Annotated in this window: 18 protein-coding genes; 6 read left to right on the forward strand and 12 right to left on the reverse strand. The window is 33.1% G+C overall.

The window, feature by feature from the left end:
* The first annotated feature begins 18 nt into the window (after window positions 1-18).
* The gene (locus DM444_RS14085; RefSeq protein WP_111287718.1) at window positions 19-528 is read left to right on the forward strand and encodes a DUF2004 domain-containing protein; all 510 of its coding nucleotides are present in this window, start codon (window positions 19-21) and stop codon (window positions 526-528) included.
* Window positions 529-568: 40 nt separating this feature from the next.
* Here the strand turns inward: DM444_RS14085 and DM444_RS14090 are convergent, their stop codons facing one another.
* A complete protein-coding gene (locus tag DM444_RS14090) occupies window positions 569-1,546 on the reverse strand; it encodes a Gfo/Idh/MocA family protein (RefSeq protein ID WP_111287720.1) in 978 nt (325 codons plus the stop codon).
* A gap of 317 nt (window positions 1,547-1,863) precedes the next feature.
* Here DM444_RS14090 and DM444_RS14095 point away from each other — a divergent pair, with 317 nt between their 5' ends.
* Window positions 1,864-3,180: an ammonium transporter gene (locus DM444_RS14095; RefSeq protein WP_111287722.1), complete on the forward strand. Its 1,317-nt coding sequence runs from the start codon at window positions 1,864-1,866 to the stop codon at window positions 3,178-3,180.
* Window positions 3,181-3,380: 200 nt separating this feature from the next.
* Here the strand turns inward: DM444_RS14095 and DM444_RS14100 are convergent, their stop codons facing one another.
* The 3 genes from DM444_RS14100 to DM444_RS14110 form a co-directional block, all read right to left on the reverse strand.
* A complete protein-coding gene (locus tag DM444_RS14100) occupies window positions 3,381-5,462 on the reverse strand; it encodes a protein-disulfide reductase DsbD family protein (protein WP_111287724.1) in 2,082 nt (693 codons plus the stop codon).
* A complete protein-coding gene (gene tilS / locus DM444_RS14105; protein ID WP_111287956.1) occupies window positions 5,462-6,784 on the reverse strand; it encodes a tRNA lysidine(34) synthetase TilS in 1,323 nt (440 codons plus the stop codon). The genes DM444_RS14100 and tilS overlap by 1 nt, the downstream gene beginning before the upstream one ends.
* A gap of 162 nt (window positions 6,785-6,946) precedes the next feature.
* Window positions 6,947-8,233, reverse strand: coding sequence for an anthranilate synthase component I family protein (locus DM444_RS14110; protein WP_111287726.1), 1,287 nt, complete (start codon window positions 8,231-8,233; stop codon window positions 6,947-6,949).
* Between the two features lie 299 nt (window positions 8,234-8,532).
* Here DM444_RS14110 and DM444_RS14115 point away from each other — a divergent pair, with 299 nt between their 5' ends.
* Complete coding sequence (locus tag DM444_RS14115) at window positions 8,533-8,910, forward strand: DoxX family membrane protein (RefSeq protein WP_111287728.1); 378 nt, start codon at window positions 8,533-8,535, stop codon at window positions 8,908-8,910.
* 57 nt (window positions 8,911-8,967) lie between these two features.
* On the opposite strand, the gene DM444_RS14120 is transcribed toward DM444_RS14115, so the two are convergent.
* Together DM444_RS14120 and lpdA are read right to left on the reverse strand one after the other, a co-directional pair.
* Window positions 8,968-9,510 (reverse strand): lipocalin family protein, encoded by a 543-nt coding sequence (locus DM444_RS14120; protein WP_111287730.1) that lies wholly within the window; start codon window positions 9,508-9,510, stop codon window positions 8,968-8,970.
* Window positions 9,511-9,665: 155 nt separating this feature from the next.
* Window positions 9,666-11,069, reverse strand: coding sequence for a dihydrolipoyl dehydrogenase (gene lpdA / locus DM444_RS14125; RefSeq protein WP_111287732.1), 1,404 nt, complete (start codon window positions 11,067-11,069; stop codon window positions 9,666-9,668).
* Between the two features lie 251 nt (window positions 11,070-11,320).
* Between lpdA and DM444_RS14130 the strand changes: the two genes are divergently transcribed.
* Window positions 11,321-12,337 (forward strand): SseB family protein, encoded by a 1,017-nt coding sequence (locus tag DM444_RS14130; protein WP_111287734.1) that lies wholly within the window; start codon window positions 11,321-11,323, stop codon window positions 12,335-12,337.
* A 172-nt stretch (window positions 12,338-12,509) separates the two neighbouring features.
* Here the strand turns inward: DM444_RS14130 and DM444_RS14135 are convergent, their stop codons facing one another.
* The 3 genes from DM444_RS14135 to DM444_RS14145 form a co-directional block, all read right to left on the reverse strand.
* The gene (locus DM444_RS14135; RefSeq protein ID WP_111287736.1) at window positions 12,510-12,800 is read right to left on the reverse strand and encodes a type II toxin-antitoxin system RelE/ParE family toxin; all 291 of its coding nucleotides are present in this window, start codon (window positions 12,798-12,800) and stop codon (window positions 12,510-12,512) included.
* Window positions 12,790-13,035 (reverse strand): hypothetical protein, encoded by a 246-nt coding sequence (locus tag DM444_RS14140; RefSeq protein WP_111287738.1) that lies wholly within the window; start codon window positions 13,033-13,035, stop codon window positions 12,790-12,792. The genes DM444_RS14135 and DM444_RS14140 overlap by 11 nt, the downstream gene beginning before the upstream one ends.
* 112 nt (window positions 13,036-13,147) lie before the next feature.
* A complete protein-coding gene (locus DM444_RS14145) occupies window positions 13,148-13,606 on the reverse strand; it encodes an Lrp/AsnC family transcriptional regulator (protein WP_053471104.1) in 459 nt (152 codons plus the stop codon).
* Window positions 13,607-13,822: 216 nt separating this feature from the next.
* Between DM444_RS14145 and DM444_RS14150 the strand changes: the two genes are divergently transcribed.
* Window positions 13,823-15,046 (forward strand): aminotransferase class I/II-fold pyridoxal phosphate-dependent enzyme, encoded by a 1,224-nt coding sequence (locus DM444_RS14150; protein ID WP_111287740.1) that lies wholly within the window; start codon window positions 13,823-13,825, stop codon window positions 15,044-15,046.
* A gap of 114 nt (window positions 15,047-15,160) precedes the next feature.
* On the opposite strand, the gene DM444_RS14155 is transcribed toward DM444_RS14150, so the two are convergent.
* Together DM444_RS14155 and DM444_RS14160 are read right to left on the reverse strand one after the other, a co-directional pair.
* A complete protein-coding gene (locus DM444_RS14155) occupies window positions 15,161-16,255 on the reverse strand; it encodes a DUF695 domain-containing protein (protein ID WP_111287742.1) in 1,095 nt (364 codons plus the stop codon).
* A 292-nt stretch (window positions 16,256-16,547) separates the two neighbouring features.
* Window positions 16,548-18,482: an amino acid permease gene (locus DM444_RS14160; RefSeq protein WP_111287744.1), complete on the reverse strand. Its 1,935-nt coding sequence runs from the start codon at window positions 18,480-18,482 to the stop codon at window positions 16,548-16,550.
* A 383-nt stretch (window positions 18,483-18,865) separates the two neighbouring features.
* Between DM444_RS14160 and DM444_RS14165 the strand changes: the two genes are divergently transcribed.
* Window positions 18,866-20,026: a Gfo/Idh/MocA family protein gene (locus tag DM444_RS14165; protein ID WP_111287746.1), complete on the forward strand. Its 1,161-nt coding sequence runs from the start codon at window positions 18,866-18,868 to the stop codon at window positions 20,024-20,026.
* Between the two features lie 231 nt (window positions 20,027-20,257).
* On the opposite strand, the gene DM444_RS14170 is transcribed toward DM444_RS14165, so the two are convergent.
* On the reverse strand, window positions 20,258-23,164 hold the full coding sequence (locus tag DM444_RS14170) for an FAD-binding and (Fe-S)-binding domain-containing protein (RefSeq protein WP_111287748.1): 2,907 nt from the start codon (window positions 23,162-23,164) through the stop codon (window positions 20,258-20,260).
* Window positions 23,165-23,568: the final 404 nt, after the last annotated feature.

Here is a 23,568-nt window from a genome sequence, read left to right on the forward strand (position 1 = left end):
AATTTAAACAACATTACAATGAAAACCTTTTCATTTATCCACTTTGGAGAAATTGATATTAATAATCTTGAAGAATACTATGATATAAGTATTGAATTAAACTCTCAGGATATTGAAATAGACCTAAATTTTTCAGAAAGCAAAATCAATCTTGATGTCGCAAGTATAATTAATAATTTTATTGCTAATATTCATAATTATGATCTTCAAAATAAAATTACAATTGAAAAAGAATATAATAATGAAGAGGCTTCACCTGTGAAAGATTACATTAAATATCATGTTGAAGAATTAGATAAAAATGTATTATCAAAATTTATTGATTTCGACAACAAAGCCGTTGAGCCTGAAAAGCAATTACTTAAAAAATTAAAATTAATAAGAGTCGGTTTATATCCTGATGAAACAGATGAAAGCGAAAATTTCGCAGTATTTGATTATACTATTGACAGTGAAATTACAGATGAACTAATTGTAGTGAACACTAATAAAAATAATGTTTTCGACAATGTGGCTTGGGAAAGCTAGATTTAATTGATTAGAAAAATTATACAATAATCAAATCGGATTAAGAAAAACTTAATCCGATTTGTGTTTTAACTTCTTCCACAATCCTACTCAACTCCAAACAATTCTGATGCGACCAAAGTTTGCTTTCAATTTCATTATCCAAAATACAATTTTGGCATTCGATAATTTCATGAGAATATCCTTTTCCAAGAGTTGGTAAAGTGACAACGGCTTCTTTTACTTCATTTTTAAATAAAGAATAACCGTCTGCAACAAACCAAGGCGCGTTTAATTCTATTCGTCCTTTAGTTCCCGAAATAACCGCTTTCATATCAGATTCTGAAACTATAGAAGCATGCAAAACCGATTGTGCCGATTCGTATTGCAAAATCATAGAAGTTTGCAAATCAATATCGTTTTTGTGCTTAATGGCTTTCGCTAAAATCTCTTTCGGATATCCCAATAATATATAGGACAGAAACAAAGGATAAACGCCAATATCAAATAAAGCACCTCCACCTAAATCTTTATCAAAAAGTCTTTTGTTTTCTGTTTCACTTCCGTGAAAGGCAAAATCGGCTTTTATATAATTTATATTGCCAATTACTCCATTATTGATTTTCTGCAAAATATCTTGAACTGATGGAATAAATCGAGTCCAAAATGCTTCCATAAAAAACTTATTGTGTTTTTTAGAAGCTTCAATCATTCTTTCTGCATCTTTATACGATAGTGCCATTGGTTTTTCGCATAAAACGTGTTTTCCGTTTTCTAATGCTTTTATTGATAATCCGGCATGCGAATTATGAGGAGTTGCGATATAGACAATTTCAACTTCAGGATCTTCAAAAAGTAAATCATAAGAATCATAGCTTTTTAAGGCTTTAAATTTCTCTGCAAATTCATTCGCTTTAGCAATATCTCTCGAAGCAACTGCTTTTAGTTCAGCATTTTCTATCAATAATAGATCTGAAGCAAACTGAGCCGCAATATTTCCAAGTCCTACAATTCCCCATTTAATTCTTTTACTTTCCATTCTTTATATTTTAATCATCAAAATTGTTAAAAAGATTAAAAAATATCCTTTATAACAATCAGCAGACGTTTTTTAAACAACAAATATCCATTATCCTACAAAAAATAGCAATCAATTACCCCAAAAATTATCAAAAATGGCAGTAAGTGAAAAAAAAATGTTGCCAAATTGTAAATTTTAAGTTTGTTTTAAGAAATTCACGCAAAATCATAGGGGTTAAATTTTAAATTTAACAAAAATTAAGCATACTACCCTATTTTTTTATGGGGTGTAAAATGATTTTATACTTTTATAAAAAATTTTAAAACTAAATAACTATGCGAAAAATTATTTTAAGTGTGATTCTTATCACGATTTTGGTACTAACCTTTATTTCAAACTTTATCATTGCAGATAACCCAATTCCAGCTGAAGCTGTAAAGTTTGATACTGGAGATACTGCCTGGATGATCGTTGCAACTGCTTTTGTATTGTTAATGACTCCTGGATTAGGATTTTTCTACGGAGGTATGGTAGGTAAGAAAAACGTAATTAGTACTATGCTTCAAAGTTTTATGGCAATGGTAATTGTTACTATTTTATGGGTTGTTGTTGCTTTCGGATTAGCTTTTGGACCAACTATTGGAGGTATTATTGGTAATCCATCTTCTAATTTATTCTTTGAAGGTGTTGGAACAAACACAGCTTGGAGCCTTGCACCAACTATTCCTTTTATGTTATTCGCATTATTTCAGGCAAAATTTGCTATCATTACTCCTGCATTAATTACAGGTGCTTTTGCAGAACGTATTCGTTTCTGGGCATATTTGTTATTCATGGTTTTATTCATCATTTTAATATACGCTCCGCTTGCTCACATGACTTGGCATCCTGATGGAGTTTTCTTCAAAATGGGAGTTCTTGACTTCGCTGGAGGAACTGTAGTACACATGAGTGCTGGATGGGCTGCATTGGCTGGAGCTATCTTCTTAGGAAAAAGAAAAGTTCAAAAAGCTAATCCTGCTAGAATCACTTATGTATTATTAGGAACTGGTTTACTTTGGTTCGGATGGTTTGGTTTCAATGCTGGTTCTGCATTAGGAGCAAATGGTCTTGCAACTCAAGCTTTAGGAACAACTACTGTTGCTGCTGCTGCTGCTGCAATGGCTTGGGTTTTCCTTGACAAAATTTTAGGTCACAAATTATCTGCTCTTGGAGCTTGTATCGGAGCTGTTGTAGGTCTTGTTGCTATTACGCCTGCTGCTGGATTCGTAAGTATCTCTCACGCAATATTCATTGGTTTATTCTCTGCAATTGTAAGTAACATTGTAGTAAGCAAATTCCCTAAAGGAAAAATCGACGATGCTCTTGATGTATTTGCTTGTCACGGTGTTGGTGGTATGGTAGGAATGCTTTTAACTGGTGTTTTCGCTTCAAAAGCTATCAATCCAGCAGTTGGAGATAATCAAGGTTTAATCTTCGGAACTCCAACATTATTCATCAATCAATTAACTGCTTTAGTTGTTGTTTCAATCTTTGCTTTTGTTGCTTCTTATGTTTTATTCTTCATCGTTAATAAAATTACTCCTCTAAGAGTTACTGAAGAAAAAGAAGAATTAGGATTAGATATCTCTCAACACGGAGAATTCTTATAAGAATAAATTTTCCCTTTTCATTACTTGATAAATAAAAAAGCACTCTAAATTTGACTTAGAGTGCTTTTTGTTTGAATTAACTTCAACCTTTTGAATTTTAGATTTTAGATTGCAGATTTTAGATTTTAGATTTAAAAGACAGATGATTAAGTCTTATCTTAATTCTTAATTCTTAATTCTTAATTCTTAATTCTTAATTCTTAATTAAAATTCGCAATTCCTTCTTTCAACCAATGCAAGTATTCTTCTGTACTTACATAACTAATAGTTGGTTTTGTATTGTTCAAATTATTTCCTTCCAAATCAGTAATCACATACAAAGGCTGTGTATTAGTTTTATATTTAGAGATCATAAAATCTGTCCATTTATCGCCAGCTGTGATGATTTTGTCACCTGCTGCAGTTGTAAACTGCTCTTCTTTCGGTAATTCACGTTTATCATCAACGTAAAGAGAAATTAAAACAACATCATTTTTCAGAATTGGTAATACCGAAGGATCTGACCAAACATTGTTTTCCATTTTTCTACAGTTTACACAAGCATAACCTGTAAAATCCAACATGATTGGCTTTTTGATTTCTTTTGCATAAGCCAAACCATCTTCGTAATCGTGAAAAACCATAATTCCATGCGGACCTAATTCTGCGCCTTCTGGAAGTCCTTTTATAGATTCTGAAGAAACAGCTCCATTTCCTGACCCTCCGACTCCAAATGGGCTTTCGCTATATTGCGGTGGTGGCGGGAATGCACTGATTAATTTTAAAGGCGCTCCCCATAAACCAGGAATTAAATACATGGTAAACACAAAAGTCAATAATCCTAAATATAATCTTCCAACAGAAATATGATTTGTCGGACTATCGTGAGGCAATGTAATTTTTCCAAATAAATATAATGTCATTGCTCCAAAAATCGCGATCCAAATCGCAATAAACACTTCTCTTTCTAAGAAATGTAATTGTAAAACTAAATCGGCATTTGATAGAAATTTGAATGCTAAAGCCAACTCTAAAAATCCTAAAACTACTTTTACTGTATTTAACCAACCACCAGATTTTGGTAACGAATTTAACCAACCCGGGAACATAGCAAATAACATAAACGGAAGCGCTAATGCAGATGAAAATCCTAACATTCCAACAACTGGAGCAATTCCTCCGTTTGAAGCCGCTTCAACTAATAAAGTTCCAACAATTGGTCCCGTACAAGAGAATGAAACAATTGCCAAAGCCAAAGCCATAAATAAGATTCCAATTATACCACCTTTATCTGCTTGCTGATCCGCTTTATTTGCCCATGAATTTGGAAGCATAATTTCAAAAGCTCCCAAAAATGATGTTGCAAAAATGACTAAAATCACAAAGAAAATCAGGTTAAACCAAACATCTGTAGATAAAGCATTTAAAGCATCAGCACCAAATACTTTAGTTACAATTAATCCTAAAATTACATAAATTGCAATAATTGAAAGTCCGTAGAAAATGGCATTTCTAATTCCTTTTGCACGGCTTTTGCTTTGTTTTGTAAAGAAACTTACCGTCATTGGAATCATTGGGAAAACACAAGGCGTCAATAATGCTGCAAATCCTGATAAAAAGGCAATAAAAAAGATTGACCACAAACTTCTTGCAGGCGCTGGAGCAGGAATTTCTTCTTTAGCAATTTCTGCTGTTTTTTCTACTTTTGGCTGTACTGCTTCTTCCTTTTTAACTGTATCAACAGCTAGTCCAACTACTTTTGTTTCATCAACTTTAGCTTCTGTTACAACTGGAACTTCTTCCATTTTAAAAGTTGATGGAACAGCAATTGAGAATTTCTTATTTGAATTGATACAAACTTCTTTACAAACCTGAAAATCAAAATCTACATCAACTGTTTTCAAATTCGGATTGATGATTTTAATCTCTTGTTCAATGTGCGCTTTTCCTTCAAAGAAAGTTTCATCTACACCAAAAACGTCATTGAAAGCTGTTCTTGTTTTGCCTTCTTTAGCTTTTCCAACCAATTCGAAATTTCCTTTTTGGTTTTTAAATGTAATTTCTAACGCTAAAGGCCCACCTTCTGGCGTAAACTGTGAATACATATGCCAGTCTTTTTCGATTACTGCATCGAAAATCAATACGGCATTATTCCCTTTTTTTTCAATTTTAGAAGTCCATTTTACAGGTTCTAAAATTTGAGCGTTACCTTTCGCAAAAGCGAAGAAAAATAACAAAAGTAAAATAGTTTTAGTCCAAACGTTTTTTAACAAATTGGTCTGAAGATTTTGAGTAAAGTTCATTATTGTAATTCTATTTTAAGTATTTTATTTGTGGCTTTTTTTATTCTAAAACGTTCGTCTTGTCTCATCCCGACTACCCAGATTATTTGGTCATCAGAACATAAAATCCAAGTTTTTTCTTTTTCTATTAATGATAATTTTTCGTCCTTAAAAAGCTTGCTGACTTTTTTAGACTTACCATTCATACCAAAAGGCTGAAAAACATCGCCTTCTTTCCATTTACGTAAAGTCAGCGGAAAACGGATTTTATCAGCATCGACAAATATAACTCTATTTGAATCGAATGTTGTGTGACCAACGTTACAAAGACTCATTTTTAAGGGAAAATTAACTTCTGTATCGTTTTCATTGATTTGATATTCGTCGTTTTCTGGCATTTTTTCTGGCATTTCAGAAAGCGGACTCAAAATCAGCGTTTCTCTATTTTTTAATAAACGAAATTCCTCTGCATAAACCTGTTTTCCAGATTGCCCTTCAACTAAATCGTAAATATCATTCCAAGCAGAAAAACCAAATTCTTTCAGCCATTGATATAAATACGATTTATAATTTGGAAGTTTTTTTAGCTGATTTAAATCGAAATGAATATCATCGCCTTCTTCTTTTGCTACTTGCTGATAAACGATAATCGATGCATCTTCAACCATTTCTTTTGATTCTTGAAGAAAGGACTGTGTTTTCTGAAAAGCATCTAAAAAATTAGGATTGATTTCTTTTAAAACAGGAACCAAATTATGACGAATCTTATTTCTAAGATATTTTGTCGAAGCATTACTGCTGTCTTCTCTCCATTCTATCTTATTTTCTTCTGCATATTTCAAGATTTCTTCTCTCGAAAAAGGCAATAGCGGACGAATAATTTTATCGTTTTGTTCTGGAATTCCAGTTAAACCTTCCAAACCAGTTCCGCGAGTTAAGTTGATTATGAAAGTCTCCAGATTATCATCGGCGTGATGTGCAGTCAGAATATAATCGAAGTTTTCTTCTTCTAAAAGTTCATAAAACCAACTGTAACGAAGTTCCCTTGCCGCAACTTGAGTAGACAATTTATAATCTTTGGCGAAAGCTTCAGTATCGAAATGAGTCGTAAAAATCGGGATATCATTTTGATCGCAATACTTCTGAATAAATTCTTGATCACCAAAACTTTCCAGTCCGCGAAGCTGAAAATTACAATGCAAAACTGCAATTTCGTAAGGCAATTGATTCAATAAATGAAGCAAAACCATACTATCCAATCCTCCGCTTACAGCCAGAAAAAGCTTTTTTTCTGCTAAAAAAGGAAATCTTGAAACGATATGATTTTGAAATTTTGAAAGCATCTGATAAAAGTAAAAAATTAAATCTAATCTATTTTTAAACGAAATGTTAAGCGTTGTTTTTTTCTGCCACGAATTCACGAATTATTTTGATAATCTTTGATAATAATAAATTCGTGAATTGCTCCGCCTGTTCGCTATCGCTCGGGTCGTGGCGAATAAAAATTATTGCAAAACTTCATGCATTGCCTTGGCTTTCAGCAAGCATTCTTCATATTCTTTTTCAGGAATTGACAACGCTGTTATGGCACTTCCAACTGAAAATGAAACGTATTTATTTTCTTGATTGTATAAAATACTTCTGATTACAACATTAAAATCAAAATCGCCTTCGGGTGTAAAATAACCAATTGCGCCACTATATAAACCTCTTTTTGTTTCCTCTAGATTTTCCATAATTTCCATTACAGAAATTTTTGGAGCGCCTGTCATACTTCCCATCGGAAATGTTGTTTTCAAAACATCTACTGCCGAATATTGCGGATCTAATTTTGAAGTAATTGTAGAAATCATCTGATGCACTTGCAGAAACGAATAGATTCCACAAAGTTCTTCAACTACCACAGAACCTTTTTGCGCAGTGTGCGATAAATCATTTCGAACCAAATCGGTAATCATGATATTTTCAGCTCTTTCTTTGACATCTGACGCTAAGATATTTTTTGAAGCTTCATCTTCAACAGGATCAGAAAAACGTTTTGAAGTTCCTTTAATTGGCTGCGAAATAATCTTATCTCCAACTTTTGTTAAATATCTTTCTGGTGAGGCTGAAAGCAAATATTGTTTATAATTTTTAAAGAAAACCGAAAAAGGCGCTTGCGAAATTTCGTTAAGCTTCTGAAATTTTTCCAGCGGATTTATAATGGCATTTTCAGCATAAAATTCCATGCAGAAATTCCCTTCGTACATATCTCCAATATGAATATGTTCGAGTATTTTATTTACTTTTTGAACATATAAATCTTTAGGAATACGTTGCTTCACTTCGACTCCGCTCAGTGTGACAAATGTTTCGGTCTGAACTTTTATTATTTCCTCAAAATCCTCTTCAACCTCATCATCACAAAGCATTAAATACTGGATTTCGAGTTGATTTTCTTTTAAAATAAAAATCTTTTTAGGCTGAAAGAAAAACAAATCAGGAAAATCCAATCCGTCAAAATTATTGGATTGAAGGTTTTCAATATCATTTTTTAAATCATAAGAAAGATATCCAAAAAGCCAGTCTTTTGTATTTTGCTGATATTGTTTTAAATCTTCAAAAGCATTGTAATAATCTGTTTTTAAAGAAGTAAAAGCATCTGTTGCCAATATGCAGTCAAAATTAGAATACTGTTGCGGATAAGAATTGCTGTCTAAAAAAACGACTTCGCGAAATTGCTGCGCCCAACTTAAAAGCTGTTCTTTAAACAGTTTTGGATTTGCAATATTTTTATGAATGGAAACTCTCAAAAAAGGTAAATTTTAAACATCAAAATTACGACAAAAATCTTTGATTAACAGAAGCCTGAAAAAATATTGATAGGATTGAAATCTTAACGTAAAACTGTTAAAAAGACATCTATTTAATAAGAAAAAAATCGTTATATTTGATATACAATTAGATTAATCCCAAAATCGGATTAATTTGATTGTAAAATCCTTAAAAAAGAACCTCAAAAAAACCAATTTGTGATTCTAATTTGAGCTTTAGATTGCATCTTTTCCAATAACTTATTTATATTTTTTAACCCTAAAAAATCCTAAGTATTATGAAAATTGCCACAATTATTGTCCGCGTTTTAATTGGTCTTTTGTTACTTTTTGCCTCTCTCAGCTATTTCTTTAATCTAATGCCTCCTGAGCCAATAACAAATGACAACTTTAAAGCTTTTAACATGGGTTTAATTGCTTCTACTTATTTATTTCCGTTGGCAAAATCAATAGAATTAATTTGTGGACTTGCATTTGTAACTGGGCGCTATGTAACTTTAGCCAACATTTTGATCTTACCAATCACGGTAAATATTCTGTTCATTAACTACTTTATGTCTCCGGAAAAACTTCCAATTGCCGCATTGTTATTTCTGGCTAATTTATTCTTGATTTACAGATACTGGGATAATTACAAAAGTGTTTTTACTGCATAATACATTTTTATGTAAAAATAAAAAGCCCGTCAGAATAAATCTGACGGGCTTTTTATTTTAATTTACCTTATCATGTTTTACCCAAACCAAATCGGTTACATTATATCCAATTTTTTGAGCTTTGATAAGAAAATCTGCTTTTACACTTTCTGGAATTGTTTTTTCTCTAGAAAGTATCCACATATATTTTAAACTTTCTCCAGCCACAAGTGCATATTTGTAATCAGGATCGATTGCTACGACATTGTAACCAGAATAAAAAGGACCAAAAAATGAGACTTTCAGCATACCAATATTGTCTTTTTTGACAAATCTAGCTTTCCCGACACTTTGTTCCCATTTGTCTTTTTTGACATTATAGCCCTTATTATCGACTTTTATTGTACTATCTTCGTTTAAAGAATACTCGGCCGTTACATTGTTCAGATCTCTTTCCCATTTGTAATCTAATCTGGCAATTTCATACCATTTTCCGAGATATTTTTTGCTGTCAAAGTTTGTAACAGCTTGTGCGTTTTTGGGAATTCCGCCTCCGCATGAGTACAGCGCGATTCCAATTCCTGCTCCAATCAAAACTGGAACTACATATCTACTTTTCATAATACTATCTTTTTAATTATCATAAAGATAGCACCTGAAATCTACATCTAATTTACAAAATTATTTTTGAATATTATATTATATAAAGCTTAAAAATATTGCATAAAAAAACCGCTAGATTACTCCAGCGGTTTTAAAATATCTTTGAACGTAAATTATACGTGTAAAGCTCTATTTTCAGTAGCTGCCAATGCTGCTTCTTTTACCGCTTCCGCGAAAGTTGGGTGCGCGTGGCTCATTCTAGAAATATCTTCAGCAGAAGCTTTGAATTCCATTGCAGTAACCGCTTCAGCAATTAAATCTGCTGTACGAGCTCCAATCATGTGAACTCCTAAAACCTCATCTGTTTTCTCATCTGCAAGGATTTTTACGAATCCGTCTAAGTCAGCACTTGCTCTTGCACGCCCTAAAGCTTTGAATGGAAAACTTCCAGATTTGTATTTAACTCCAGCTGCTTTCAATTGCTCTTCAGTTTGTCCAACTGCAGCAACTTCTGGCCAAGTGTAAACTACACCAGGAATTAAGTTATAATCGATATGCGGTTTTTGACCTGCTAAAATTTCAGCAACCATTACTCCTTCTTCCTCTGCTTTGTGTGCTAACATTGCTCCACGAACAACGTCACCAATTGCATAGATATTTGGAACGCTAGTTTGTAAATGATCGTTTACTTCAACTTGTCCTCTGTCTGAAATTTTAACTCCGGCTTTGTCAGCGTTTAATCCGTCTGTATAAGGACGACGACCAACAGAAACTAATGAGTAATCTCCTTCAAGAGTGATTGTTTCTCCTTTTGCATTTTCAGCTTGAACAACAACAGCATCGCCGTTTCTTTCAACTGATTTTACTTTGTGAGAAACGTAAAATTTCATTCCTTGTTTTTTCAATACTTTAGTTAATTCTTTAGAAAGAGAACCGTCCATTCCAGGAATAATTCTGTCCATGAATTCAACCACAGAAACCTGAGCTCCTAAACGCAAGTAAACTTGTCCAAGCTCGATTCCGATAACTCCACCACCAATAATAACTAAGTGTTTTGGAACTTCTTTTAAAGCTAAAGCTTCAGTAGAAGTGATGATTCTTTCTTTATCAATTTTGATGAATGGTAAAGAAGATGGTTTTGATCCTGTAGCAATTACAGTATATTTTGCTTCGATAGTTTCAGAAGTTCCGTCAGCTTTTGCAACAGCAATGTGAGTTGAGTCTACGAAAGAACCTAAACCATTGAAAACAGTAATTTTATTTTTTTCCATTAAGTAGTTAATACCACCTACAGTTTGATCTACAACAGCTTGTTTGCGTGCGATCATTTTCTCTAAATTGATTTTTACATCACCAGAAACTTCAATTCCGTGATCTGCAAAATGAGCGATTTCTGAATAATGATGAGAAGAAGATAATAATGCTTTTGAAGGAATACAACCTACGTTAAGGCAAGTTCCGCCTAATGAATTATATTTTTCTACAATTGCAGTTTTGAAACCTAATTGTGCGCAACGAATTGCTGATACATATCCTCCAGGACCTGAACCTATAATGACTACGTCAAATGAACTCATAGTATTTTGTTTTTATTTTAGCGGTTACAAAATTAAGCAATAAAGTTTTGTTTAAAGTTTAAATTTCAATGTTTTTTATGTGAAATAAGAGGTTTTTATTTAACCGCAAAGAGCGCAAAGATTTCACACAATCCGATAGCTATCGAGGCGCTAAGTTTTTTCTTTTTTAGGAATAATTTTACTTTAAAAGAAAAATAATTAAATTGGCAAAACTTTAGAAACAATTCTAAGGAATACACAAAAGACAAGCAATGGGATTATTTGACATATTTAAAAATAAGAAAACTGAATTTCCTGAGAATGAATTAGAAAAATGTTTGATGCAGGCTGCGTCCAACTTTTCTACTCAAAAGGAATTTTATCACAAATTATTAGAGAGTCAATTATTTATAGTTACTAGTGAAAACACTATTTCGGAAATTGGATCTCAAACTCCAGAAGAGAATACAACTGTTCAGTGTTTTATTTTTGAAAACGGACACATTCCAATCTTTACATCAGTAAATAGAATATTTGAAAAAGGAATAATGGAAAAAAATGTTCCATATCTTACCTTAAAAGGACAAGATTTGTTTGAAGTTTTGAATGGAGCAACATTTGTACTAAATCCATTTTCAGATTTTGCAAAAGAATTAATTCCAGAAGAAATCGAAAGTATTTTAAATGGAACAATCTATAGTAGAATTGACAAGCAGGAACTTCAAAATAAAAAAAATCAAGAATTTAATGAAATCTTTGATCAAGCTGCAAAAAAACAAGAAGGACTAGTTATGCTGGACGGATACAGAAGAAAAGAATTAAATGAATCTGAAAAGTTAAAGCTTGAAGAGTCTATAATAGGCTTCAAAAAATGTCTTGAGATAATTCCTGAACATTGGCAAAGTATGGTATTAATGTCTAAAGCACTTCAAAGACTGGAAAGACATCAAGAAGCTCTTGACCAATTGGAATTAGCTTTCAAACTTGAATTAGAAAACCATATAATTCCTATGGAAGCTTCACTAGAAGCTATGCACTTGAAAGACATCGATAAAGCAATATTTTATTCTGAAGAATCTCTAAAAAGAAACCCCAATGATTTTGCGTTATTGGGCAATCATGCAATGAACTTACTTGTTGCTAAAAAAGACCAAGAAGCAAAAGAAACAATTGATAAAGCAATCAAACTACAGCCTAATGATTCTATAAATAAAAATGTTGAATCAATTATAAAAGACGTCATAGCTGAAAAACGAAAACGACCGACTTTTGAAGATGCTGTTAGATAAAAACTGTTATTAATTAAAATGTTGCCAAAAGATAATTGTGCAAATTAAACTGAGAATTTCTGTTAATGTTCAACTTTTAAGAAATGACATACTTGATGTTAGACGCACAGCAGTGCGTCTCTACAGAAAAAACCTTTGAACCTTTGCTACTCTGAACCTTTAAACCTTCAATTTAAGGTTTTCTTTCTGGATTTCTTGAAGTATGAAATACTGAATAAATAATTATTTCAGCACCAATAATCTCATAAATAATAACAAAAGGAAATTTAACCAGAGTCATTTCTCGATAACCTGGTTCTTTTTTAATCTCAAATAATTCTGGATTTATTTTTAAAACTTTTAGATAAGATCTTAAATAAGTTAGAAATTGCTTTCCTAAACCTTTACTTCTGCCTTCATAAAATTCAATAGATTCATCAATTTCTTTTTCTGCTAATGGTAAAATTTTAATTTTAAAAACCATATTTTGCATTCAAACGTTGCTCGACCTCTTCCCAACTATTTGCCTCTATTTCTCCAGACAAATATTTTTCTCTTTCTTCAGCAACTAAATTGTAATGTGAATCAGGAACAATTGACTTTTTTTCATCGTGATTAATGGCATCAAAAACGCTTTCCAAAATTTCTAATTTTGAATCGTCATCAATGAATTTACCAAAATCTTTTATAAGCTTACGTCTTAATTCCTTCGTTTCCATTTTGTTTGTATTTAAACTCAAATTTAAGATTTATAATGATTCAATTATGTTAAAACTTATTTGCGATACAAAGTCTCAGAGAAAAAACTTAGAATCTTAGCATCTCAATATCTTAGAACGAAATCACTGTCGAATTCTTCACTTCACTAATCATAAACATACTTTGCGTGCTTCCAATATGCTGTAAAGAAGTCAACTTTGTAACTAAAAATTCTCTGTAAGCTTCCATATCTTTTACTAAAACTTTCAGGATATAATCATAATCGCCGCTTACATGATGACATTCTAAAACCTCATTTAATTTGATGACTTCACTTTCAAATTTGGTTAAAAATTCTTTAGTATGCTGAATAAGTTTTAAATGACAAAAAACCACAAATCCTTTTTCGATTTTAGATTTATCAACTAAAGCCGCGTAGTTTTTTATTATGCCTTCACGCTCGAGTTTTTTAATTCGTTCGTAAACTGCAGTTACTGAAAGATTCAGTTTTAAAGACAATTCTTTATTGGTCTTTTTGCTATCGGTTTGAAGTAAAACGAGGAGTTTTTTATCTATTTCGTCTAAAGTCATTTTTAGTTGATTATTGATAGTTTACTGAAGTGAAAGAAAATCTATTAATTGGATTTTATCTATCCAAATTTAGATTAAAAATCATTATAAAAACCTATTTATAGTTTTAAAATCTAAAAAATTAAAACATCATTGATTAATTATCTAATACATTCTTTCTTTGACAGGAATTCTTTTTGAAAAACTTGAAACTTGAAACAAAAAAATTAACTATAAATGAAAGATTTTAATCCAGCTGACAAAATTCAGGATTTACAATATTTTGGAGAATTTGGCGGTGTGAATCCGTCGATTTCTGATTCTTCGACTTATACTTTTTTATCGGCGAAAACCATGTTTGATACTTTTGAAGGCAATATGGAAGGCTGTTATTTGTATTCGCGCCATTCTTCGCCAAGTAATTTGTATTTGGATAAGGCTTTGGCAGCAATGGAAGGAACAGAAACTGCTAATGTTTCGGCTTCAGGAATGGGCGCAATCACTCCTACTCTTTTACAATTGTGCGGTGCAGGCGATCATATCGTTTCAAGCCGAACGATTTACGGCGGAACTTATGCTTTTTTGAAGAATTTTACGCCTCGTTTCGGAATTGAAACAAGCTTTGTAGACATCACTAAATTAGATATTGTAGAAGCAGCGATTACTTCTAAAACGAAAGTTTTGTACTGCGAAACAGTTAGTAATCCGTTATTGGAAGTCGCTGATATTCGTGGTTTGGCTAAAATTGCTAAAAAACATAATTTGAAACTAGTTGTAGATAATACATTTTCGCCATTATCAGTTTCTCCTGCGAAATTGGGTGCAGATATTGTAATTCATAGCTTGACGAAATACATTAATGGAAGCAGCGACACAGTTGGCGGCGTGACTTGCGCATCGAAAGAATTTATTAATTCGCTAAAAAATGTGAATTCTGGCGCAAGTATGCTTTTAGGTCCAACAATGGATAGTTTACGTTCTGCAAGTGTGATGAAAAACTTGAGAACACTTCATATCCGAATTAAGCAACATAGTCATAACGCACATTTTCTCGCTGATCAATTTGAAAAAGATGGCTTAAAAACGGTTTATCCTGGATTGAAAAGTCACCCGAGTCATGAATTGTACAAAACAATGATTAATCCCGAATATGGTTTTGGGGGAATGCTGACAATTGATGTTGGAACTTTGGAAAAAGCCAATGAATTAATGGAATTAATGCAGGAAAGAAATCTGGGCTATCTGGCAGTAAGTTTAGGTTTTTACAAAACATTATTCAGCGCGCCAGGAACTTCAACTTCGAGTGAGATTCCGCTAGAAGAACAGAAAGAAATGGGATTAACTGATGGTCTGATTCGTTTTTCTATTGGATTAGATAATGATATTCAACGTACTTACGAAATGATGAAAGCTTGTATGAAAGAGCTTGGAGTATTACAAAAGCAAAACATTTCTCTATAAATAAATTTGCACGATTTTTTATTAGTTTGTTTAAATCCGCTGGAGATCTTTTCTCTAAGCGGATTTTTTTTCTAAAAAAGCCGTTCTGAATAACTCCAGAACGGCTTTTGTAATTTATCTTGGCTCAAAATGTCTAAACGACTGCCAGTATTTGTCTTTGTAAATTTCGTAGCTTATTTCAAAAACACCATTATATTTTTTAATCAATGCATCAGCTACTTTGGTTGGTTTTCTAAAGTCTTTGCAAGCGAAAAAGATTTCTCTTTTATTATTTGCCGTTTCTCTTCCAATATTTAAAAACCCATCAGAATCTGGCAAAATTTGAATCATTTCTTCTTCTATTTCGTCTAGCAATTTATATGTTCTTTCATCAGGCAATCCTCCATTTTCACAATCTTCAAAAGGAATTCCAACAATAAAAATCCACGGATGCGATGCTTTTTTGTCCCACTCCATTAACGTTGTATTGATTAAAGCCAAAACTACAGAACCATCCTGCCCTTTTCCTTCAAAATTAGCATAACCGTCATTCTCCGTATTATGCCTTGTACCTTCGTATTTTTCGACGAATTCTTTTTCTCTCCAAATTAAATAATCTTTTAATTTTTCAATTGGAATTAATTCTTCTGAAATAGCATCTGGACCAACTACTTTCATATTATCAATTAAAGTAACCGAATGCAATTCGCCTAAATAATTATCTAAGAAAATATAAACTCCATTGGTTACCGCCGCTCTTTTTTCTTCTACAAAATCATCATAGACAATTATTAAATCTATTTCGTCTGGATAATCTTCATGAACATTCGGATAAAACTTTAAATTGTCTTTATCGAATTTAAAGTTTTCATAATCGATACCAATATTTTGAACGTCTGATGAAGGTTTTAACGCCGTAATTTTCCAGCCATCAATTTGAGGTGCTGCATTTACTAATTCTTCAATGGCATAAATATTTCTGATTGCACCGTCTGGCGTTAAGATTAATTCAACTGTATTGTCATCAAACATTCCAGTTAAGAAATAAATTCCGAAGTGAATCTCGTCTAATTTTGGAGCTAATTTTTCAAAAAAACCTTGGTGAATATTTCCTCTGTTTTTAACGATTTTAAAAAACTCTTTTTCCTGTTTTAAAAACCAATTCCAGAAGTCATTATTAGATTGTATTGGAGCATCATTTTTGCCCAATATTTTATCAAGAAAACTCATTTATTACAAATTATATTTTAAAATTTTACTGAAAACAAACTTAAGGAAAACCCATTTTAAAACATAAGAATATTTCTATAAAAAAGAAAGTTTTTAAAACATATTGGCAATAAAGAAGTTAAGTCGACAAAGTATTATTTCACGCAGATTTTAAAAGATCTGAGCAGATTCATTTGGATTTTTTTTAGAAATTTATCTTCCACATTTGCTTAGATCATTTTAAATCTGCGTGAAAATAAAAAGCCGTTTTAAGAATTTCTCAAAACGGCTTTTTACATATCTCTTTTTACTTTTAACTGATAATTTCAGTATTCAATTTACTGTTTTTCCTACTATAAGTAAAGTAAATAAATAGCCCAATTAGTAACCAAACAGTAAAATAAATCCAGTTCCAAACGCTTAATTCGGCCATCATGTAAAGACAGCAGATTAATCCTAAAAGTGGAATTAAAGAAAGATTTTTTCTGAAAGCCCAAACTGCTAATCCAACCAAGACAAATAAGAAAATCCACATTGGAATTTTGTGTTTGAATAAACTGAAACCTGATTCGTATTTTGCAGAATCAGCAATTGGCAAACCTTTTACAACTTCGGCATATTTAGCTTCCTCGTCTTGATATTGTCCTAATAAATGCTCTAAATCTGAAGTTTCGGCCGTTTTATTGTTTACTTCGATACTTTCTAAATATTTGAAAACTTTTTCAGATTCTGATTTGTCCAAAGAAGTTACGATTGAAGTTGCATCGTAAATTTGAGGCTCATTATTAATAAAAGCCATTGTCGCTTTATTATTGAAAGCAAAAGCATAATACAATCCGGCAATCATTAAAACTGGCAGAATAAACTTCGAATTGATGTAAGGCGTTTTGAATTTTCCTCGTGGAATTTCAGGTTTGTTTTGTAAAACTAAAACTCCAGCGCAAACCAATACAAAGGCAAATAAAGTTCCGATACTGCATAAATCGGTAACCATAGTTAAGTTTAAAAATAATGCTGGAACTGCAACTACAAAGCCTGTTACAATAGTTGCAAAAGAAGGTGTTTTGAATTTTGGATGAACAGTTGAGAATTTCTTTGGCAATAACCCGTCACGGCTCATACTCATCCAGATACGAGGCTGTCCCATTTGGAACACCAATAAAACGCTCGCCATTGCCACAACTGCACTTACAGCAATAATTCCTGACATCCATTTTAAGTCTAATTTATCGAAAACAAAGGCAAGAGGATCTCCAACATTTAATTCGTGGTATTTTACCATTCCAGTTAAAACCAAAGCAATGGCAATATATAAAATAGTACAGATGATAATCGCCCACATCATTCCGCGTGGTAAATCACGTTGCGGATTTTTACATTCTTCTGCCGTTGTCGAAATAGCGTCAAAACCAATATAAGCAAAGAAAACAGCTGATACTCCTTTTAAAACACCACTAACTCCATTTGGAGCAAACGGATCCCAATTTGCTGTATCTACGTAAAATACTCCAACTGCAATTACTAAAAGAACCACACAAAGTTTTACAACAACCATTAAGTTACTTGCGTTACGAGATTCTTTCATTCCTCTGTAAACCAAAGCCGTAATCAAAATAATAATGAATAAAGCTGGTAAATCAGTCACAAAATGAAATGATCCTATTGTTGGAGCTGTTGTCCAAGCCGTATGCGCTTGCTGTAAAGCTGTACTTAAATTTTCGAATGATTTTCCGCCTCGCATTAAAGCCTCGGCATCTTTAAATCCGTTTGAAGCGGTTAAGTAATCCATCTGAATCCATTGTGGTAAATGAATTCCGCCACTCTGGAGAAGTCCTGTAAAATAATCACTCCACGATATGGCGACAGTTATGTTTCCAACGGCATATTCCATGATTAAAGCCCATCCGATAATCCATGCAATTATTTCTCCGAAAGCCACATAAGAATACGTATAAGCACTTCCTGAAACGGGAACCATCGATGCAAATTCAGCATAAGCAAAAGCTGCAAAACTACATGCAAGAGCGGTAAAAAGAAACAAAAATATTACGGCTGGTCCTCCGTCTGCACTCGCTTTTCCGATCGTGCTGAAAATCCCCGCACCAACAATCGCAGCAATTCCGAAAGCAGTTAAATCTTTGGTTGTAAGGTGCTTTCCTAATGCCTCATGACCGTCTGCCTCATTCTTTGCAACCTGTTTCAGAATATCCTGCACTGTTTTTTTTCGGAATAAACTTGAAAATGCCATATATGTTTTGCTATTATAAATTGATTTAATTCAGTCGTTCTGGTTTTATTTTGCAAATAATGCAAAAAATATCCTGATTTCAAATATATAAAACCATTTTGTTTTTCTAGCGTTTTTTTTCGCCACGAATTCACGAATTATTTTTTCAAATCTTTGTCTTATAAATTTCTCATGCAGATTTCAGAGATAATGCAGATTTTTGTTGTGATGAAAATATTTATGTAGATTTTAAAATCAAATCTGCGAGAGAAATAAAACCTTTGTGAACTTTGCGTAATTCTTTACTCTCTTTGCGGTTAAATCTATTTTAAAACACAAATGTAACATTTATCAAAATGAGCTTACTAATACAAATAGTATTTAATTTTTAAAGAATCATATTTATGGGAAAAATCACGAGACGTTCTTTTGTAAATAAATTTGGACTTGGTGTTGGCGCTTCGGTTGTGATGACTACACTTCCTTCTTTTATAACCGAAACAGAAAAGGTTCACAAACCTTACACTGGAAAAAAATTAAATATTGCTTTGTGCGGTTTAGGAAACTATGCGTCATTATTAGCTGAAGGTCTTCAGGTTTCTGAATATTGTCAACTTACTGGAATTGTCACAGGAACACCTTCTAAAGCTGAAGCATGGAAAAAGAAATATAATATTCCTGAAAAGAATATCTATAATTATGAAAATTTCGATTCAATCATAAAAAACAAAGACATTGATTTAGTATACGTTGTAACTCCAAACGCACTTCATAAAGAATTTACTGTTCGCGCTGCAAAGGCAGGAAAACATGTAATTGTCGAAAAACCAATGGCAATTACTATTGAAGATTGTGAAGAAATGATCAAAGCCTGCAATGACAATAACGTTCAATTAGCAATGGGATATCGTTTGCATTACGAACCAAATCATCTAGAAGTAAAACGATTGGGACAAGAAAAAGTTTTGGGACAAGTTCGCTATATTGAAACTTCTCTAGGTTATAGCACTTATGATATTCATGACGTTAATAAACCTGTTGATTTAAATGCCCGCAATGAATGGAGGCTGACTAAAAAATGGGCTGGAGGCGGTTCGTTAATTAATTTAGGAGTTTACTGTATACAAGTTTCCCGCTATGTTTTAGGCGAAGAGCCAATTGCTGTTACCGCGCAATTTGGAACTATAAACAATAAAAATAGATTTGCTCAAGTAGAAGAAAACATTACATGGCAAATGGAATTTCCGAGTGGCGCTGTTGCCAATTGCAGCAGTTCTTACGGTTTTGGAATCGACCGATTTCATGCTGCCGCAGATGAAGGTTTCTTCGAAATGAGTCCTGCTGTAAGCTATGGTCCTTTTGTAGGTAAAAGATCTGATGGAAAACCATTTAATTTCCCAGTTATAAACCAACAGCAAACTCAAATGGATGAGATTTGTAAAGTGATTTTAGCAAACCAAAAACTTCCAAATCATATTACAGGCGAAGAAGGAATTAAAGACGTCAAAGTCATCAACGCCATTTATAAGGCAGCTGAAACTGGCAAAAAAGTTAGTTTGAAATAGTTTTTTGCCACAGATTAAAAGGATTAAAACGATTTTTATTTCACGCAGATTTTACAGATTTAAGCAGATAATCGCAGATTATTAGTTATCTCTGGTTTAAAATTAAATCTGCCTAAATCTGTAAAATCTGCGTGAAAAATTATTTAGATAAAGATTGAAAAAATCTTTTTAATCCTTTTAATCTGTGGCAAAAAAATCTTAGCGCTCTTTGCGTAATTCTTTGCGGTTAAATTACTTTAAACAATTCCTCAAAATACTAACCGGATGCTGCGCTTCACGCTTCGTTCCATCATAAATTTGATGACGACAACTTGTTCCTGCGGCAGCGATTTTTACATTTCCTGCTGTAGCACGCACTTTAGGAAATAAAGTATCCTCACCCATTTGCATACTCACTTGATAATGTTCTTTTTCATAACCAAAAGAACCCGCCATTCCGCAACAACCCGAATTGTAAATCGTAACCGTATTATTTTTAGGAAGATTCAGCATAGCAAAAGTTGCTTCAACAGAACTCAACGATTTTTGGTGGCAATGTCCGTGAATCTTAATTTCTTTACTTTCTTCAGAAAAAGAATCGGCTGTGATTTTCCCGTCTATGATTTCTTTTTTGAAGAATTCTTCAATTGTAAAAGCATTTCTAGATAACTTTTCTGCAGCTTCTTTATCATCGGCTAAACGAAGATATTCGTCTCTAAAAGTCAAAATTGCCGAAGGTTCTATTCCGATTAAAGGTGCGTTTCCTAAAACCAAATCTTTAAAAACACTTACATTATGATTCGCAATTTTCTTCGCTTCTTCCAAGAATCCTTTTGAAAGATAGGTTCTTCCACTTTCTTCATGATCAACAACCAAAACCTGATAACCTAATTTTGTCAATAATTCGAAAGCATCGATTCCGATATTTACATCATAATAATTCGTGAATTCATCTACAAACAAATACAATCTCCCATTCGGAAAATCTCCTTGTGAAGGTTTATTATTTGCATACCATTTTCTAAAAGTCTTTTTCGCCAAAAGCGGAACTTGTCTTTCAGGCGCAATTCCCATTGTTTTTTTCACCAAAGACTGATTCGAAATAAAATTCGTAATCGACGGGAATTTACTTCCCATTTTGTTCAGTTTGGCATTGTTAGCAAAAATCTTATTTCGTGTTGAAAATCCGTTTGCTTTTTGATATTGATATAAAAATTCCGCTTTCAAAGTCGCTACGTCCACATTACTTGGACATTCGCTTGCGCAGGCTTTACAGCTTACGCACAACTCAAAAACTTCATATAATTCTTTCTGGTCAAATTTGTTTTCTTTTTCAGAATACGTCAAATATTCTCGCAACGCATTGGCTCTTGCACGAGTCGTTTCTTTCTCATTTCTAGTCGCACGATAACTCGGACACATTGCTCCTCCGCCAGACGGCAGTTTTCTACAATCTCCAGAACCGTTGCATTTTTCAGCTGCACGCAAAATTCCTAAACTATCTGAAAAATCTTGAAACGTTTTAATATCTGGTTCAACTCTTCCTGAAATGACACGATGGTTTTCATCCATTTTCAAGGCATTGACAATCTTCCCAATATTCAAAACCGAATTTGGATCGAATGCCAATTTGATTCTTTTCAAGAGTTCGTAATTCTTATCGCCAATCATGAACGGAATAAACTCTCCGCGCACAATTCCGTCTCCGTGTTCACCACTTAGCGAACCTCTGTATTTTTTTACTAAATGCGCTACTTCGGTCGCAATGGTTCTGAATAATTTTAAGTCAGATGTTTTTTTCAAGTTCAAAACCGGACGCAAGTGCAATTCTCCCGCACCCGCATGCGCATAATAAATCGCTTCTTGTCCGTGACGCAACATCATCGCCGAAAACTCAGCAATATAAGCTGGTAAATCGCTCAATTCTACCGCTGTATCTTCAATAGAATCTGCTGCTTTATCGTCGCCTACAATACTTCCTAAAAGTCCAAGACCTGCTTTTCTCAATTCATTGGCTTTGTCAATATCATTTCCGTAGATTTTTACTCGAGCGTAACCAAAATTATTTTTCTCTAAATCTGCAATCAAAGCATCGGCTTGTTTTTCGGCATCTTCTAAAGTATGCGATGCGACTTCAAACAACATAATTGCTTTTGGTTCTCCAACCAAAAAGAAACGATTTTTAATGTGTTCCCGATTGGTTTTGGTACAATCTAAAATCGTATCGTCGATCATTTCGCAAGTGTACAAATGATGTTTCATCGCCACCACAACCGACTCTAGAGATTCCTGAATGGTGTGATAATGCCCGACAACCATAATGCTGTGAGGCGGCGGCAGATCGTCCACTTTCAGCGTAATTTCGGTTGTAAAAGCCAACGTTCCTTCGCTTCCACAAAGCAATTTTCCAAGATTTATGGTGGGTTCTGTTCCGCCAAATAATTCCGATTTCAACAGAATATCAACGGCATAACCCGTATTTCTTCTGTGAATTTCAGGTTTCGGAAACTCTTTTACAATTTCTTCCTGAGCTTCTTTTATAGTAAGCTCGTCGTAAATCGTTTTGTAAATTTTATTTTCTAAAGAATCACCTTTTGTTTTTTCGATAAATTCAGCCGAAGTCAGATCTTTAAAAACCACTTCAGAACCGTCGCTTAAAAGTGCTTTTACCTCAGCAATTTTGTCGCGCGTAACACCATATCGAATCGAAGTTGTTCCCGAAGAGTTATTTCCAACCATTCCGCCAATCATTGCGCGATTTGATGTTGATGTAATTGGAGCAAAAAATACGCCGTAAGGTTTTAAGAATAAATTCAGCTCATCGCGAATTACGCCTGGCTGAACCGTAACCGTTTTCTTTTCGGCATTGTACGAAATAATTTTTGTAAAATGCTTCGACACATCAACCACCAATCCGTCTCCTACTGCTTGTCCTGCCAGCGAAGTTCCCGCGGTTCTTGGCGTAATCGACAGCTTATGTTCTGCCGCAAATTGGATCAATTTAGCAATATCTTCAGTCGTTTTAGGAATTGCCACCGCATTGGGTTTAATTCGGTACACCGAAGCATCTGTAGAATAAAGCGTTTTATGAAGCTCATCGAATAAAAGTGTGCCTTCGAGACTAACGGCTAATTGCTCTAAATGAGATTGGGTCAACATGTAAATGTGCTTTTTATAAAAATATTTCCTGAAAAAACTCAGACCACAAAGATAAAAATATCGCAAGGCAAAATGACTCTATTTTATGAATTTATCTAACAACTCCATCATATTTTATAAAATTCTGAGAGAATCCTACAATGAGTTTGTGTTGAAATAGATATTCAAAGATTTAGAATGTCAAAGATTTTTTTACTTGTTTATTTTATTCGTAATATTATCTTCAAATTCAAAAACATCTAGATGGAAGATCATTTTTTTGACATTCAAACAGACAAATTATTCAAAAGAATTTCTTTTTTTATTTTGTTTGGAATAATACTAAACCTCCTCTTATTTTTCGGAACCTCTTATCTTGAAAACAAAACAAATAGGTCATTTATTAATTCTTATGTGATTTATTG

Source organism: Flavobacterium ginsenosidimutans, assembly GCF_003254625.1.
In the GTDB taxonomy this organism is placed as follows: Bacteria; Bacteroidota; Bacteroidia; order Flavobacteriales; family Flavobacteriaceae; genus Flavobacterium; species Flavobacterium ginsenosidimutans.

What these genes read in the sequence shown, in the direction of transcription:
- DM444_RS14155 (WP_111287742.1), bottom strand. Translation starts at nt 16,255, where the DNA reads ATGAGTTTTCTTGATAAAATATTGGGCAAAAATGATGCTCCAATACAA.
- DM444_RS14135 (WP_111287736.1), bottom strand. Translation starts at nt 12,800, where the DNA reads ATGGTTTTTAAAATTAAAATTTTACCATTAGCAGAAAAAGAAATTGAT.
- DM444_RS14120 (WP_111287730.1), bottom strand. Translation starts at nt 9,510, where the DNA reads ATGAAAAGTAGATATGTAGTTCCAGTTTTGATTGGAGCAGGAATTGGA.
- DM444_RS14150 (WP_111287740.1), top strand. Translation starts at nt 13,823, where the DNA reads ATGAAAGATTTTAATCCAGCTGACAAAATTCAGGATTTACAATATTTT.
- DM444_RS14095 (WP_111287722.1), top strand. Translation starts at nt 1,864, where the DNA reads ATGCGAAAAATTATTTTAAGTGTGATTCTTATCACGATTTTGGTACTA.
- lpdA (WP_111287732.1), bottom strand. Translation starts at nt 11,069, where the DNA reads ATGAGTTCATTTGACGTAGTCATTATAGGTTCAGGTCCTGGAGGATAT.
- DM444_RS14090 (WP_111287720.1), bottom strand. Translation starts at nt 1,546, where the DNA reads ATGGAAAGTAAAAGAATTAAATGGGGAATTGTAGGACTTGGAAATATT.
- DM444_RS14100 (WP_111287724.1), bottom strand. Translation starts at nt 5,462, where the DNA reads ATGAACTTTACTCAAAATCTTCAGACCAATTTGTTAAAAAACGTTTGG.
- DM444_RS14115 (WP_111287728.1), top strand. Translation starts at nt 8,533, where the DNA reads ATGAAAATTGCCACAATTATTGTCCGCGTTTTAATTGGTCTTTTGTTA.
- DM444_RS14160 (WP_111287744.1), bottom strand. Translation starts at nt 18,482, where the DNA reads ATGGCATTTTCAAGTTTATTCCGAAAAAAAACAGTGCAGGATATTCTG.
- DM444_RS14130 (WP_111287734.1), top strand. Translation starts at nt 11,321, where the DNA reads ATGGGATTATTTGACATATTTAAAAATAAGAAAACTGAATTTCCTGAG.
- tilS (WP_111287956.1), bottom strand. Translation starts at nt 6,784, where the DNA reads ATGCTTTCAAAATTTCAAAATCATATCGTTTCAAGATTTCCTTTTTTA.
- DM444_RS14140 (WP_111287738.1), bottom strand. Translation starts at nt 13,035, where the DNA reads ATGGAAACGAAGGAATTAAGACGTAAGCTTATAAAAGATTTTGGTAAA.
- DM444_RS14145 (WP_053471104.1), bottom strand. Translation starts at nt 13,606, where the DNA reads ATGACTTTAGACGAAATAGATAAAAAACTCCTCGTTTTACTTCAAACC.
- DM444_RS14085 (WP_111287718.1), top strand. Translation starts at nt 19, where the DNA reads ATGAAAACCTTTTCATTTATCCACTTTGGAGAAATTGATATTAATAAT.
- DM444_RS14170 (WP_111287748.1), bottom strand. Translation starts at nt 23,164, where the DNA reads ATGTTGACCCAATCTCATTTAGAGCAATTAGCCGTTAGTCTCGAAGGC.
- DM444_RS14165 (WP_111287746.1), top strand. Translation starts at nt 18,866, where the DNA reads ATGGGAAAAATCACGAGACGTTCTTTTGTAAATAAATTTGGACTTGGT.